The sequence below is a fragment of the Mesorhizobium sp. M0088 genome (assembly GCF_040322895.1).
Taxonomy (GTDB): domain Bacteria; phylum Pseudomonadota; class Alphaproteobacteria; order Rhizobiales; family Rhizobiaceae; genus Mesorhizobium.
This window is the reverse complement of the sequence record NZ_JAMYUI010000010.1, coordinates 205,799-218,437: the sequence shown is the minus strand read 5'-3', so window position 1 is coordinate 218,437 and position 12,639 is coordinate 205,799. Positions and strand designations below refer to the sequence as shown.

At 63.2% G+C, this 12,639-nt stretch carries 11 protein-coding genes and 1 riboswitch; of the genes, 3 read left to right on the top strand and 8 right to left on the bottom strand.

Translation table 11 applies throughout. The features are described 5' to 3' along the window. Positions 1 to 202 precede the first annotated feature (202 nt). A riboswitch (FMN riboswitch) is annotated at positions 203 to 347 on the top strand. 77 nt (positions 348 to 424) lie between these two features. Together NKJ67_RS14615 and fba are read left to right on the top strand one after the other, a co-directional pair. Then, entirely contained in the window at positions 425 to 898 is a 474-nt protein-coding gene (locus NKJ67_RS14615) for a 6,7-dimethyl-8-ribityllumazine synthase (RefSeq protein ID WP_352581758.1), read from the top strand. 162 nt (positions 899 to 1,060) lie between these two features. Then, positions 1,061 to 2,125, top strand: a complete 1,065-nt coding sequence (gene fba, locus NKJ67_RS14610) for a class II fructose-bisphosphate aldolase (RefSeq protein ID WP_013532928.1) — start codon at positions 1,061 to 1,063, stop codon at positions 2,123 to 2,125. Between the two features lie 60 nt (positions 2,126 to 2,185). On the opposite strand, the gene NKJ67_RS14605 is transcribed toward fba, so the two are convergent. From NKJ67_RS14605 to ftsZ, 7 genes are all read right to left on the bottom strand, one after another. Further along, entirely contained in the window at positions 2,186 to 3,412 is a 1,227-nt protein-coding gene (locus tag NKJ67_RS14605) for a VWA domain-containing protein (protein WP_502905215.1), read from the bottom strand. Further along, on the bottom strand, positions 3,405 to 5,654 hold the full coding sequence (locus tag NKJ67_RS14600; protein WP_352581756.1) for a DUF5682 family protein: 2,250 nt from the start codon (positions 5,652 to 5,654) through the stop codon (positions 3,405 to 3,407). The genes NKJ67_RS14605 and NKJ67_RS14600 overlap by 8 nt, the downstream gene beginning before the upstream one ends. 4 nt (positions 5,655 to 5,658) lie before the next feature. Continuing rightward, positions 5,659 to 6,738 (bottom strand): ATP-binding protein, encoded by a 1,080-nt coding sequence (locus tag NKJ67_RS14595; protein WP_027036087.1) that lies wholly within the window; start codon positions 6,736 to 6,738, stop codon positions 5,659 to 5,661. 31 nt (positions 6,739 to 6,769) lie between these two features. Continuing rightward, positions 6,770 to 8,197, bottom strand: a complete 1,428-nt coding sequence (locus NKJ67_RS14590) for a DUF5691 domain-containing protein (protein ID WP_352581755.1) — start codon at positions 8,195 to 8,197, stop codon at positions 6,770 to 6,772. Beyond that, positions 8,194 to 9,084: an SWIM zinc finger family protein gene (locus NKJ67_RS14585; protein ID WP_352581754.1), complete on the bottom strand. Its 891-nt coding sequence runs from the start codon at positions 9,082 to 9,084 to the stop codon at positions 8,194 to 8,196. Before NKJ67_RS14585 ends, NKJ67_RS14590 begins: the two co-directional genes overlap by 4 nt. After that, positions 9,014 to 9,580 carry an SWIM zinc finger family protein gene (locus NKJ67_RS14580; RefSeq protein WP_352581753.1) on the bottom strand — a complete coding sequence of 189 codons (567 nt, stop codon included), beginning with the start codon at positions 9,578 to 9,580 and terminating at the stop codon, positions 9,014 to 9,016. The genes NKJ67_RS14585 and NKJ67_RS14580 overlap by 71 nt, the downstream gene beginning before the upstream one ends. A 218-nt stretch (positions 9,581 to 9,798) precedes the next feature. Next, positions 9,799 to 10,833 (bottom strand): cell division protein FtsZ, encoded by a 1,035-nt coding sequence (gene ftsZ, locus NKJ67_RS14575; protein ID WP_127270104.1) that lies wholly within the window; start codon positions 10,831 to 10,833, stop codon positions 9,799 to 9,801. A gap of 386 nt (positions 10,834 to 11,219) precedes the next feature. On the opposite strand from ftsZ, the gene NKJ67_RS14570 reads away from it, so the two are divergent. Further along, positions 11,220 to 11,918, top strand: a complete 699-nt coding sequence (locus NKJ67_RS14570) for a GntR family transcriptional regulator (RefSeq protein ID WP_292678723.1) — start codon at positions 11,220 to 11,222, stop codon at positions 11,916 to 11,918. An 84-nt stretch (positions 11,919 to 12,002) separates the two neighbouring features. On the opposite strand, the gene NKJ67_RS14565 is transcribed toward NKJ67_RS14570, so the two are convergent. Continuing rightward, complete coding sequence (locus NKJ67_RS14565) at positions 12,003 to 12,509, bottom strand: hypothetical protein (RefSeq protein WP_352581752.1); 507 nt, start codon at positions 12,507 to 12,509, stop codon at positions 12,003 to 12,005. Positions 12,510 to 12,639 lie beyond the last annotated feature (130 nt).

Genomic DNA, 12,639 nt, shown 5'->3' with positions numbered 1-12,639 from the left:
AGCCTCGGGCCGGATGGCCATCCGGCCCGAGGCTCAATCGCTTCCATCGCACATAATCATCTCGTGCAGATACAAGGGGCAGCGCCGACTCGGCAATTGGTGGTCTCCGCCACAAGTCGGAACCTCTCATTGGTTCTGGAGCGATTGCCCTGATAGGTCTCCCCGGTTGACAGCAGCGCCCTGCCCTTTCATACAAAGCCGTTAATGTTCTCAGGGCGGGGTGAAAGTCCCCACCGGCGGTAAAGGTTTCGACCCAAGCCCGCGAGCGCTTTCCGGTTTCGGAAAGGTCAGCAGATCCGGTGTGATTCCGGAGCCGACGGTTAGAGTCCGGATGGAAGAGAACGAAACGGAAGCCGGCCCGCTCTTCGCGGGCTTAATCCGTATCGTGCGTCCTGATTCTGGTTCGAAACGGAAGGATGGACCCATGAATCAGCATTCCCATAAAGACTACGAAATAACTCGCATCGCCGTTATCCGCGCGCGCTGGCATGCCGATATCGTCGACCAGTGCGTGCAGGCCTTCGAAGCTGAACTGGCCTCTCTCGCAGGCGAACGCTTCACTGTCGACATCTTCGACGTGCCGGGAGCCTATGAAATTCCCCTGCATGCCAAGACCCTGGCCGGGACCGGCCGCTATGCCGCGATCCTCGGCACCGCCTTTGTCGTCAATGGCGGCATCTACCGGCATGAGTTCGTCGCAAGTGCTGTCATCGACGGCATGATGAACGTGCAGCTGTCGACTGGCGTGCCGGTGCTGTCGGCAGTGCTCACCCCACACAACTACCACGACAGCGCCGAGCACCACCGCTTCTTCTTCGAGCACTTCACGGTCAAGGGCAAGGAAGCGGCGAACGCCTGCGTGCAACTCCTGGCGGCGCGGGAGTTGATCGCGGCTTAAGTCACCAAAACGGCCGGATTTCAGCCCTGCAACAAGAATTGCGATCGAGAAGAGTTCTGAAGGTTGCGGTTCCGTTGAAATCCCGCCAGAAGCATCAAGGGCCGACCGGCAACCGGCCGGCCCGCGACGTTGCGCTTGAAACCAGATACGGGAGACTATTGGGTGGCTCGCATAACACTGAGACAATTGCTCGACCACGCCGCCGAATACGGCTACGGCGTGCCCGCTTTCAACATGAACAATATGGAACAGGGCCTCGCCATCATGGAGGCCGCCGAGGAGACCAAGTCGCCGGTCATCCTGCAGGCCAGCCGCGGCGCCCGCGCCTATGCCAATGACGTGGTGCTGGCCAAGCTGATCGACGCGCTGGTCGAAATCCATCCCGACATTCCGGTCTGCATGCATCTCGACCATGGCAACAACGAAGCCACCTGCGTCACCGCTATCCAGTACGGCTTCACCTCGGTCATGATGGACGGGTCGCTGAAGGAAGACGGCAAGACGCCGGCCGACTACGCCTACAATTCCGGCATCACCAAGCGCGTCGTCGACATGGCGCATTGGGGCGGCGTGTCCGTCGAAGGCGAGATCGGCGTGCTCGGCTCGCTGGAGAGCGGCGGCGGCGAGCAGGAAGACGGCCACGGCGTCGAAGGCGCCATCAGCCACGACCAGCTTTTGACCGATCCGGAACAGGCGGTCGAGTTCGTCAAGGACACCCATGTCGATGCGCTGGCGGTTGCCATGGGCACCAGCCATGGCGCCTACAAATTCTCGCGCAAGCCCGACGGCGCGGTGCTGGCCATGAACGTCATTGAGGAGATCCACCGCCGGCTGCCGAACATGCATCTGGTCATGCACGGCTCGTCCTCGGTGCCCGAGGACCTGCAGGAGATCATCAACAAATATGGCGGCCAGATGAAGCCGACCTGGGGCGTGCCGGTCGAGGAAATCCAGCGCGGCATCAAGCACGGCGTGCGCAAGATCAACATCGACACCGACAACCGCATGGCGCTGACAGGCGCCATCCGCAAGGTGCTGACCGAGAACCCGAGCGAGTTCGATCCACGCAAATATTTGACACCGGCCATGGCCGCCATGCGCAAGCTCTGCAAGGAGCGCTTCGAACAGTTCGGCACCGCCGGCAACGCGCAGAAGATCAAGCCGCTGCCGGTCGCCGAAATGGCCAAGCGCTATAAGTCGGGCAGCCTCGACCCGAAGTTCGGCTGAGCTCCAGCGATTTATCCCAGAGCTGCCAGAAGCATCCTGGCAGCTCTGGCGACGGGTGTTTCATTCCGGAGTCTCGGCCTCGGCGCGAACCAGCTTGATATCGGCGCCGGCCGCCCATGAGCCGATATCTTCCCGACGCAATGCCGCCGCCATCATGTCTGGAAACAGATCCGGCGTGCAGGCAAAGACCGGAATGCCGAGGGCGGCCACCGAGCCTGCCATCTTCGGGTCATAACCCGGCCTGCCCTGGTCGGTCAGCGCCAGGAGCACCACGACGTTGACGCCGGAGCGAACGAGTGCAGCAAGCCGCTGCAGCAATTCCTGCCCGTTGCCGCCCTCATAAAGGTCGGTGATCAGCACCATATGTGACTTGGTCGGCCGTTCGATGCGGTCCGCGCAATAGGCCACGGCCTGGTTGATGTCGGTGCCGCCGCCCAGCTGCACGCCGAACAGGACTTCGACAGGATCGCTGAGCTCCTCGGTCAAATCGACGATGGCCGTGTCGAAGCAGACAAGCTTGGTCCGCACGACCGGCAGGGAAGCCATCACCGCGGCGAAGATGGACGCGTAGATCACCGAGCTTGCCATCGAGCCCGACTGGTCGACGCACAGCACCACCTCATCCAGGTCGACCAGCCTTCGCTGTTTGCGCATGAAGCCGACCAGCTTCTCCGGCACGATGGTTTTGTGTTCGGGCTGGTAATGGCGAAGGTTGGCTGAGATCGTACGCGGCCAGTCGATGTCGCGCTGGCGTGGGCGGTTGGTGCGCTGCGACCGGTCGACCGCGCCGCGTATCGCCTCGGCTGTCTTCTGCTCCAGCCGCTGCATCAGCTTGGCGACGATATCGGCGATGATCGTACGCGCAATGTCCTTGGTCTTGGCCGGCATGACCGAGCGCAGCGAAATCAGGTCGGCGACGAGATTGACGTCGGCCTCGATCGCCTTGAGGAATTCCGGCTCCATCAGCATCTGCTTCAGGTTGAACCGTTCGAAGGCATCCTTCTGGACGATCTGGACGACCTGTGCGGGAAAGAACGATCTGATATCGCCCATCCACTGTGCCACCCTTGGCGCCGAGCGGCCGAGGCCGCCGCGCCGCTTGCGCGGATCGGCAGCCGCATCGCCGGCACCATCGCCGTAAAGCGCATCGAGCGCCGCGGAAAGCCGCTTGTCGGTGTCGGACAGCGCTGACGAGGTTTCCTCATCGGCCCCGATCGCCAGGCGCCAGCGGCGCTCCCGTCCGTCGCCGGCGTGGATTGGTTCGCTCATTTCGGCCTCGTCATCCATTGCCGCTCCCGCCCGTCAGCAAGGGTCCGAGCCGTTCAAGATGGCGGCGCCACGCTTCGTCGCCATCCGGAGTCGGCGTCAGTCCGGCGGGCAGGCGTGCGGCGCGGCCGAGCACCGCTTCGATCAACCGCCGCCGCTCCATCGAGTCCAGATGCGAAAAGACCCGGCGCAGCAACGGCAGATGGGCAATGAAGGCGTCTTCGTCGAGGGATGCGAGCCAGGCATCCACCGCACCGCGCAGGCCCTCGTCGTAGATCAGCCGTTGGCCGGCAGTGCTGAAGAAACCCTCGAAGAACCCTGCAGCCTCGGTGACCGGCGTTCCTGGAGACAGACGTCGTGCGATCAGACCGGTTGCCGCGTCGGCTGACAGATGGCCGGCTTCGTAGAGCAGATGCGCGGCACAGCCTGCCACCAGCGCCGTCGAGCGCGATCCATCGAGCACCGCAGCCAGCCCATTGCGCCAGGCGTCCAGCACGTCCTGTTCAGGCTCAACCAGACTGATCGCTTCGTCGGCCTTGCGCATGGCGCCGACCAGCGTCGTGGATGCCTGGGCATCGAGGTCGCGGGCGGCATAGGCGAGCGCGATCCCGCCTTCGACGATCAGCCGCTCCAGCAGACCGGACAGACGGGCGGTTTCCGTTTTGCGAGCCTCGCCATAGCGGATGATGTCGGCGAGCGGCGGCACCGATGTCAGGATTTCCAGGCATTCGCTGCTGCGGGCTGCCCGGTCCTCCAAGGCCGCGAGACCGGCGATCGACGCTTCCGACAGGTTTGCCGTGATGGCGCCCTGGACCAGTGCGGCCATCGCATCAAGAGACGTTGCCGCGCCGATCATCTGGATCAGCCTGCCATTGGCCGCCTTTTCGATGGTTGGTCCGTAGACCAGGTTCTCCACCAGTCGAACGGCATATTCAGGTTCCCACGACAGCGTCCAACGCTCGCGAAAGGTGCCGCGGCTACGGCCGCTGTCGGTGAGTTTGCCCCAATGCACGCCAAGCACGGACAGCCGGTGCAGCAAGGTCGACCGAAACAGCCCGCTCTCGCTGCGCAGATCGACCGATAATTCGCGCTCCAGCGCCTCGGGCTTCAGCCGCGCTGCTTTCTGGTTGCGTTGCAGGTCCTCGATCAGCGGCGCCAGCGGCGTGTCTGGCGGAATTTCACCGACATCGGCGCCCAGCAGCAATTCGGCTTCGACCAGCGCCCACAGCAGCGCTTCCCCGTTGAACAGGGCGGCGATCGCGGCGTCACGCAATTCCTCGAAACCGGGCTTTGGCCGCTCACGGATCACAGCCAGCGTGCGGGCCAGCCGTTCGGCTTCGATCAGCGAGGCGGTCGAGACCATGTGCCCCTTCGCCCTCAGGACCGCCGCGATCTTCGCCAGCCACAGGACCGAGGAGTCGCCTTGCCCGCGCGTCTGCCACAGATGCTTGCACCAGCCGGGCGCGACAACGCCGGCGCCATAACCGAAGCCCAGCGCCAGGCGCGGCCCCGTCCATGGCGCCCAGGTCATCATGCTTTTGCGGCGGGCGAGCCCCTTGAGTAGCGCCTGGTCTTCCTTCAGCGGTCGCGTCGCCTGCAGTGCCGGCACATGGAAGGCACCGCAAACGATAGCGATCGGCCCATCGAATTCCTTTCGCGCGGCGGCGATTTCAAGCCGCATATGCGCTTCGCGTTTCGCCTCAAACGCCGCAAGCGGACCTTCGCCGTCCCGCAGCGTCGTCATCGCGTCGGCTATTGCCGCGAAGATTGGACCCGGCTGCGGGTTCTGCTCGATGATATCAGACCACCAGCTTTCGCCATCCTCATAGCCGGCAGCTTGTGCCAGCGTTCCGATCGGGTCCCGCAGATGCGGCGCCAAGTCAGCCTCGACGTTGGCTTCCGTTCCATCGCTCTCGGTTTCCCCCACGGCCTCAATCGGCGCAGTGCGGGCTGACGACGGCAAATCGATGAAGCGCACTGCCGCATTGTTGGTGACGGCCCAGAGCGTCGCCTGATACTCCGGCGAGAATTCGGCGAAGGGCCAGAAGCTTGTCGAGGCCGGATCGTCTTCGGGATAGCAGAGCAGCGCCACCGGCGGCTGCATTTCGGGGCGGGCGAGCAACGGCAACAGCGGGCTGGCGTCGGCCGGTCCTTCGATCAGCACGGCGACCGGTTTCAACTCCTGCAACGCCTGCACCAGGCTGTCGGCGGAGCCGGGCCCGTGATGGCGTATGCCGAAATAGGAAACGTCGCTGAGCGCCATGGCGTCAGATTGCCGCGTTCAAGGCCGCGTAGTAGCCGGCATAGTCTGGCCGCTTCTTGAGCACGGTTTCCAGATATTCTTCCAGCACCAATTTGTCCTGCACCGGATCCTTGACGATCGCGCCGACGAGGCTGGCGGCAAGGCCTTCGGCGCCGAGCTTGCCGCTGTCGAACCAGGCCGCCTGGCTGAGGCCGCCGACCATGGTGGCAATGGCTTCGGCCGTGGACAGCGAACCGGACGGCGTCTTCAACGTCACCTTGCCGTCGGCTGTAGCGCCGGAGCGCAACTCGCGAAAAATGGTCAGCACTCGCGCGATCTCCTCACCGACATTCTTCGGCACCGGCAGGTCGAGACCGCCGGCCATCTCTCCGACCCGCTTGGAGACGATTGCCACTTCCTCCGCCATGTCTTCGGGCAAGGGCAACACGACGACATTGAAGCGGCGCTTCAACGCTGACGACAACTCGTTGACGCCCTTGTCGCGGTTGTTGGCGGTGGCGATGATGTTGAAGCCGCGCTGCGCGTAGATCGAGGTGTTGAGTTCCGGGATCGGCATCATCTTTTCGGACAGCACGGTGATCAGCGTGTCCTGCACATCGGAGCCCATGCGCGTCAGCTCCTCGAGGCGGCAAAGCTTGCCGTCCTGCATGGCGCGGTAGAGCGGCGTCGGCACCAGCGCATCCTGGCTTGGGCCCTTTGCCAGAAGCTGTGCGTAGTTCCAGCCATAGCGGATCTGGTTCTCGTCGGTGCCGGCCGTGCACTGCACGATCAGGGTCGAATCGCCCATGATGGCGGCGGCGAGATGTTCCGACACCCAGGATTTGGCCGTGCCGGGGACACCCAGCAGCAACAGCGCGCGATCGGTGGCGAGCGTCGCGACCGCGGTTTCCATCAGCCGGCGGCGGCCGACATATTTGGGCGTTATCACTGTCCCGTCGTCAGCCTTTCCGCCAAGCAGGTAGGTAAGGACCGCCTTTGGTGAAAGGCTCCATCCGGCAGGCCTTTGCCGGTCGTCATTGCGCGAGAGCGCCTGCAATTCGGCGGCATAGGCCTGCTCGACCGGAAGACGGATGGCTGCGTTCATTTGCTGTTCTCCGGATTGATCATATGTTGGTTCAATGCTCGGCCAGTGACGCGTTGAGCCGCAGAAGACCCAGAGACGGCGCCGCCGGCGCCATACCGGCCGCAACAACGTCTCCGATCAATTTCTCCGCCGTCGCCGCCGTGGCGAGAAAGCCCATAGTTTCCAGAAGCTGGTCGACGCCTCGCCTCACAGCGTCATCGTTTCCGGCAACAGCGGAGCGAAGCGCCGGGAGCATCTGGCCGTTTGTCAGGTCGGCCCATTCCAGCCAGCTTGCTTCGAGGCCCTCGGCCAGATTGAGCGCGCCGAGATGTTGCGTGTCTTTCAGGATCGACCTGACCAGGACACGCTTCCTGCGGCTGTCCAGACGCGCAATGAGGTGGAGGACGAAGAGTGCGGGCTTGCCACCTCCGGCGACAAGCATATCCGCCATGTGCGTCACCGCGGCGTCGCTGCCCGACGCGGCGACCATTCGGGCAACAAGGATATCGGCATTGCTCTCGGCGCCGAATTGCCACGCCCCGATAAACTCGGATTCGGTGGTGCCGAAGCGCGTGGCGAGGTCGACCAGGTTACAGGTCTCGAACAGTTCGGCGCGACGTCTTTCCTGCGCCGGCGATTTGAGTTTTGCCGGCGTGTAGGTGGTGCGGCGGCGGATGAAGCCGGATTTGCCTTCAGCGATGAAGGCAGCGAGTTCGGCCGTCGGATCTTCCGGCCCGCCATCGCCTGGCGAGCCGTGCTCTCCCAATCTTGCCAGCAACCGGCCAGCGAGCTCGCGCAGCTTGCCGGAACGATCGGCGGAGAGGCTCTTCAGGAATGGCACGTCATCGGCGCCCAGGCCGAAGCGCAACAGGTCGACGAGTGCAATCCTGATCTCCGCCGGCTCTCCGGAGGCCTTGGTTTCGATCAGTTGCCGAGCCGAAGCCGGTGCGGTGCGGCGCATATCGGCGAGCGCGGTGCGGCGTGCGGCGGGATAGAAGTCATCCCAGTTTTCCACCGTCAGATGCTCCTGGCTTGCAGGTTTTTCGCCGTCCGCGCCTGCCTGCCAGTCGACCCAGGGTGCATAGACGTCCGGACTGCTCTGATCCGACGCGGCTGGCATCCAGTCCATCGGATGCAGCACGAAGCCGCGGCTGGCGACGAGCGTGACCACACGCGACTTGCTTCTTGTGTCGGCGGCATGCTTGAGCGCGGCTCGCAATAGCGGCCGCAGCCGTTCCGGCAGCATCGGCAAGGCGAGTTCGGGCAATTGCGGGCGGCGTTTCAGCATCTTTGGCGCGGCTGGCCGCAAGGCGGTGTCGAGAGCTTGTGCGGCGATCGCCAGCAGCCGGCGTTCGCGCTCGTCGGGGCTGGCACCGCCGGCGATCTCCTTCCACGCGCCCGGAGCCAGGTCGAAGGTGGTCCCGCCGGTGATCCAGCAGTCGCGCATGGCCGCCAGGCCGGTCTGCTCGATCTCGTTCACGACAAGTCAAGCCTCCCGAAACCGCTTTGCGCCGCCAGCAGGTCAAGCCGGCTGCCATTCCAAAGTGCTGCCGTTGCCATAAGGTCCAGCCCAAGCAGCGTTGGATTGACGGTGTCGGCAATCGGCAAGGCGATACCATGCGGATCGCCGGCGGCTTGCCACCAGGCAGCGCCCCGATCGTCCAGCAGGATCGCGCCGGGCGGCAGCATGACAGGACAATCGGTGAGCCAAGGGGCTGCGTTCTGGTGAGCAGCATGCGCCGCGAGCGGATCGGCTGTGTGAAAGCCGAAATCGGGCCACTCACCTGTCGGGACGTCGCCCTTGCGGTCCGCCACCAAGGCCCGCAGCGGCTGGCGTGCCGGGTAAAAGACCAGCCTGGCATCGAACCGGTCGCCCGGTGTGAAGGCGTTCGACCGGCGACCGGCCGAGGCCGGAAAATAGTCGAGCAAGAGGGCAAATTGCGGGCTCGCGCTCTTCAGGTCGAGCAGCCAGGTCGAATGGCTGACGAGACCGTCACGGCGCGACTCGATCTTCTCGCCAAGCACCTCCCAAACGCTTTCGACCTGTTTGGCATCGGGATTGGCCAGAACCTGCTCACGGCTTTCGGACGTCGATACGAGCCGCCTCAGTTCGGCGTCGCCTGGTGTCGATCGCCAGGCCTTGGCCACCAGCACGAGCTTGCCGAGTTCGCGGATCGCCGCGTCCGGGCGCTCCTCGCTGCGCAGACCCATCAGCTGTGACGGAATCTCGTCGATGCGGCCGGCAAGCGCTGTCGCCTTCATGTCGACCAGCCGTGCCGCAATCCGGCGGCAACGGTCACTGCTGTTGTCGACAAAACCCGGCCAGGCCAAGCCGCAACTGGTCAGCGATCCATTGATCCAGCTCATCCAACGCCGCCGACACCGCGGATTGCGTATCCAGCGTCCGCTTGCGCTGCGCTGCCTCGCGGCGCTCGACCGCAGCGGCGTCCTCGACATCAGCGCTTTCGTCGTCGCGCGAGGCCTCGCCAATGCTCTTGCCTCCCGCACCGGGCGCTTGCGCCGCCGGCTGCGGCGAGACCTTCCTGCGGCGGCCGAGCCAATCATTCACCCATTCCGGGGCCGAGCCTGCGGCGGCAAAACTGGCCGGCGTGGTGGCTGCAATCCACATCAGCGCCAAAGTGTGCTTGCAGGGAAATTTCCGCGACGGACAGGTGCATTTGTAGCCATGGTCGCCGGTGTCGACGACCACACGGTAGGGATTGGAGCCGGAACCCTGGCATTCCCCCCAGAGGAGCCCCAGTTGATCGCTCTTTTCGAGCCGTGGCCAGTTCGATTGCCTGGTCAACCTGGACGCGGCGCTCAACGACGCCTGATCGGGCGCAAGCGCTTCGATGGTTTTCAAGTCGAATTCCAAGCCGCGCCTCTCGTCGCTCGAACGATACGGGTAGCCAGTATAGATGGCCGTCTATGACGGATTCTTGTAGCAGCAGCGGCACCGAGATCGATACAGCTGAACACAATAGTTGCGCCAGTCAATCTGATCCGTCGGCAATGCAATTGCTATTCAGCGATGTCTCCCCGAGAAATTATCTCCTGGCGAGAACAAACGCGCGATACGACCTATTGAAGCGTGCGTGCCGGCTGACCGGCGTGGTCGCGGGCGATGCCGGCTTCGGCATCCTCCACCCCAAACGCACGGTCGAGACCCGTCGCCACCACCGAGACCCTGAAGCGGCCTTCCATGCCCTTGTCGAAGATGGCGCCAACGATGATGTCGGCATCCTCGTAGACCTCTTCGCGAATGCGGGTGGCGGCCTCGTCGACCTCGAACAGGGTCATGTCCCTGCCGCCCGATATCGAGACCAGAACGCCCTTGGCGCCTTTCATCGACACTTCGTCGAGCAGCGGGTTGGCGATCGCGGCTTCGGCCGCCTTCATTGCCCGACCCTCGCCGGAGGCCTCACCGGTGCCCATCATGGCGCGGCCCATATCGCGCATCACCGATTTGACATCGGCGAAGTCGAGATTGATCAAGCCTTCCTTGACGATGAGATCGGTGATGCAGCTGACGCCGGCATAGAGCACCCGGTCGGCAATCACGAACGCATCGGCGAAGGTGGTCTTGGCATCGGCGATCCGAAACAGGTTCTGGTTCGGGATGACGATCACCGTGTCGGCGCTCTCGCGCAGCCGCTCGATGCCCTCTTCGGCCATCTGCATGCGGCGCCGGCCCTCGAAGGCGAAAGGCTTGGTGACGACGCCCACCGTCAGGATGCCGGCCTTGCGCGCCGCCTGGGCGATGATCGGAGCCGCACCGGTTCCCGTGCCGCCGCCCATGCCGGCGGTGACGAAACACATATGCGTGCCGGCCAGATGGTCCATGATCTCGTCGAGCGATTCCTCGGCCGCGGCTCGGCCGATCTCGGGAAGCGATCCGGCGCCCAATCCTTCGGTGACGTGGGCGCCAAGCTGGATCAGCCGCGTCGCCTTCGACATGGTCAGCGCCTGGGCGTCGGTGTTGGCGGCGATGAATTCAGTGCCCTGAAGCTGCTCGGCGATCATGTTGTTGACGGCATTGCCACCGCCGCCGCCAACGCCGATCACGGTGATCTTGGGTCTCATCTCGGAGATTTCGGGCTTCTTGAACTCGGCCATGCCTGTGTCTCCTTCGCCAATTGCGCGCGCTTCACGACCCACCCGCAGACTGCTTTTGGGCAGATTGCATCGAGCGGCATGATGCGAATCACTCCGTTGCGATGGGTAGCCCAAAAAGCCAGACAGCGGCCAGAGGTGCAAGTGCATGCGAGGTCAAGATTTGTGATGACCGTTTTGCACAGCGTGGCAGAGACGCCGTGTGCCTGACAATCAAGCCGTGAGCCTTGGCGCGACGCGTCGCTTGCCGCGCAACGATCGAAGCGTCTATCATCTGCTTGATAAGTCGCTGACTTCGGCGTTCTCGCCGGGCTCGGCCACGCAGAATCCCCAGCGGCGAAACCAGCCGGCCGCACAGATTTCTGAACCGATGAAGCAGCGCCCCGCCAATGGCCGACAAAACACAATTCGGGTTGACCGCCGTCGACACCGTTCCCTTGCATGAAAAAGTCTATCTTGAGCTTGTGCGGGCGCTGATGTCCGGCCAGTTCACGCCGGGCCAGAAGCTGACATTGCGAAAACTCGCAAGGGAACTCGGCACCAGCGACATGCCGGTGCGCAGCGCCTTCATGCGGCTGCAAGCGCTGCGGGCGCTCAGCCCAATGCCGAACGGCAGCGTCGAAGTGCCGGCAATATCGGCCGACCGGTTTTCGCAATTGACCGCGGTGCGGACTATCCTCGAAGGTTCGGCGACGGAGCTGGCGACAACACGCATCAACGGCAACAATCTGCGCACGATCCGACGCCACGCCACCGAACTGACATTGGCGGCCCGCAAGGGCGATATCGACGATTATCTGCGCAAGAACCACGACTTCAAATTCTCGATCTATCGCCATTGCGGCAACGAGCAGATGATCTTCCTGATCGAGACCGTATGGATGCAGGTCGGCCCGTTTCTCAGGAACCTCGCCACGGGGTTCGAGGATGATCTCGCCTCCATTCTCGACATTGACTTTCACGAGGAAGTCGTAGCGGCGATCGAGGCTCAGGATGGCGAGCGCGCCCGCGCCGCCATCGTGCGCGACATCGACGAAGGCGCCTCGCACATCCTGCAGCAGGCGAGATTTTCGAAGATGAGAAGCTAGAATCGCCGGGCGACAATTGTTCGATCGAAGGCCCAGCCATGTTGTCTCGGTGGCGAACCCAGAACGTCGAATGCCGGTAGTCGGTCAGTGCGAAATTGGCGATAGCAGAAGCCGCGCAAGCTGGCCGTCGATAGGAAAGTGGATTTGCGGCGTGGACAGCATATGGACTACCTCTTTCGTCCGGTCTTCTGCGAACTCGATATCATCTCGCATTTCAACAAGATCGGCCCATTCCTCGACGTCCTTCGCCTCGAGGTTCCCGGCTAGAAAGCGCAAGAGAACGCTTCGAATGTGATCGTAGGTCAGCGTGACCAGCGCAGTTGGATAGTCCCAGGGAAGCGGCGCCAAAAGCTTTTCAAGCTCTGCAACCGGCCGATCTAGCTCAACCAGTGAGCGGATAATAGAACGCCGTTCTTCATCTTTCCTGCTTTCGCCTTGGCGGCGCGGGCGCTTCGGGTGGTTATCAGTCACAATCGCCACACCTCGCCCGCTCTGACCCCAGCCTGTCAGCGGCCCCATGCCAACAATATGACACTCCGAGGGGATTGTTTGAAGGTTGAATTTCAAACTGACCCACAGCCTGAATGCCACTTGGCTTTCCGACCTCTTGCCTCTATGTTGCGATCGCAGATCGCGCAATTGGTTTTGAAATGCCTCCCGACATCCCAGCTAGTGACTTGAAAAAATAAGGAAAAGCGCTTGGCGACAGCCAAGTTTGTTT

Coding starts and splice junctions, on each gene's coding strand:
- NKJ67_RS14615 (WP_352581758.1), top strand. CDS start 425: ATGAATCAGCATTCCCATAAAGACTACGAAATAACTCGCATCGCCGTT.
- NKJ67_RS14605 (WP_502905215.1), bottom strand. CDS start 3,412: ATGGATGACGAGGCCGAAATGAGCGAACCAATCCACGCCGGCGACGGA.
- NKJ67_RS14600 (WP_352581756.1), bottom strand. CDS start 5,654: ATGGCGCTCAGCGACGTTTCCTATTTCGGCATACGCCATCACGGGCCC.
- NKJ67_RS14595 (WP_027036087.1), bottom strand. CDS start 6,738: ATGAACGCAGCCATCCGTCTTCCGGTCGAGCAGGCCTATGCCGCCGAA.
- NKJ67_RS14585 (WP_352581754.1), bottom strand. CDS start 9,084: ATGAGCTGGATCAATGGATCGCTGACCAGTTGCGGCTTGGCCTGGCCG.
- ftsZ (WP_127270104.1), bottom strand. CDS start 10,833: ATGGCCGAGTTCAAGAAGCCCGAAATCTCCGAGATGAGACCCAAGATC.
- NKJ67_RS14570 (WP_292678723.1), top strand. CDS start 11,220: ATGGCCGACAAAACACAATTCGGGTTGACCGCCGTCGACACCGTTCCC.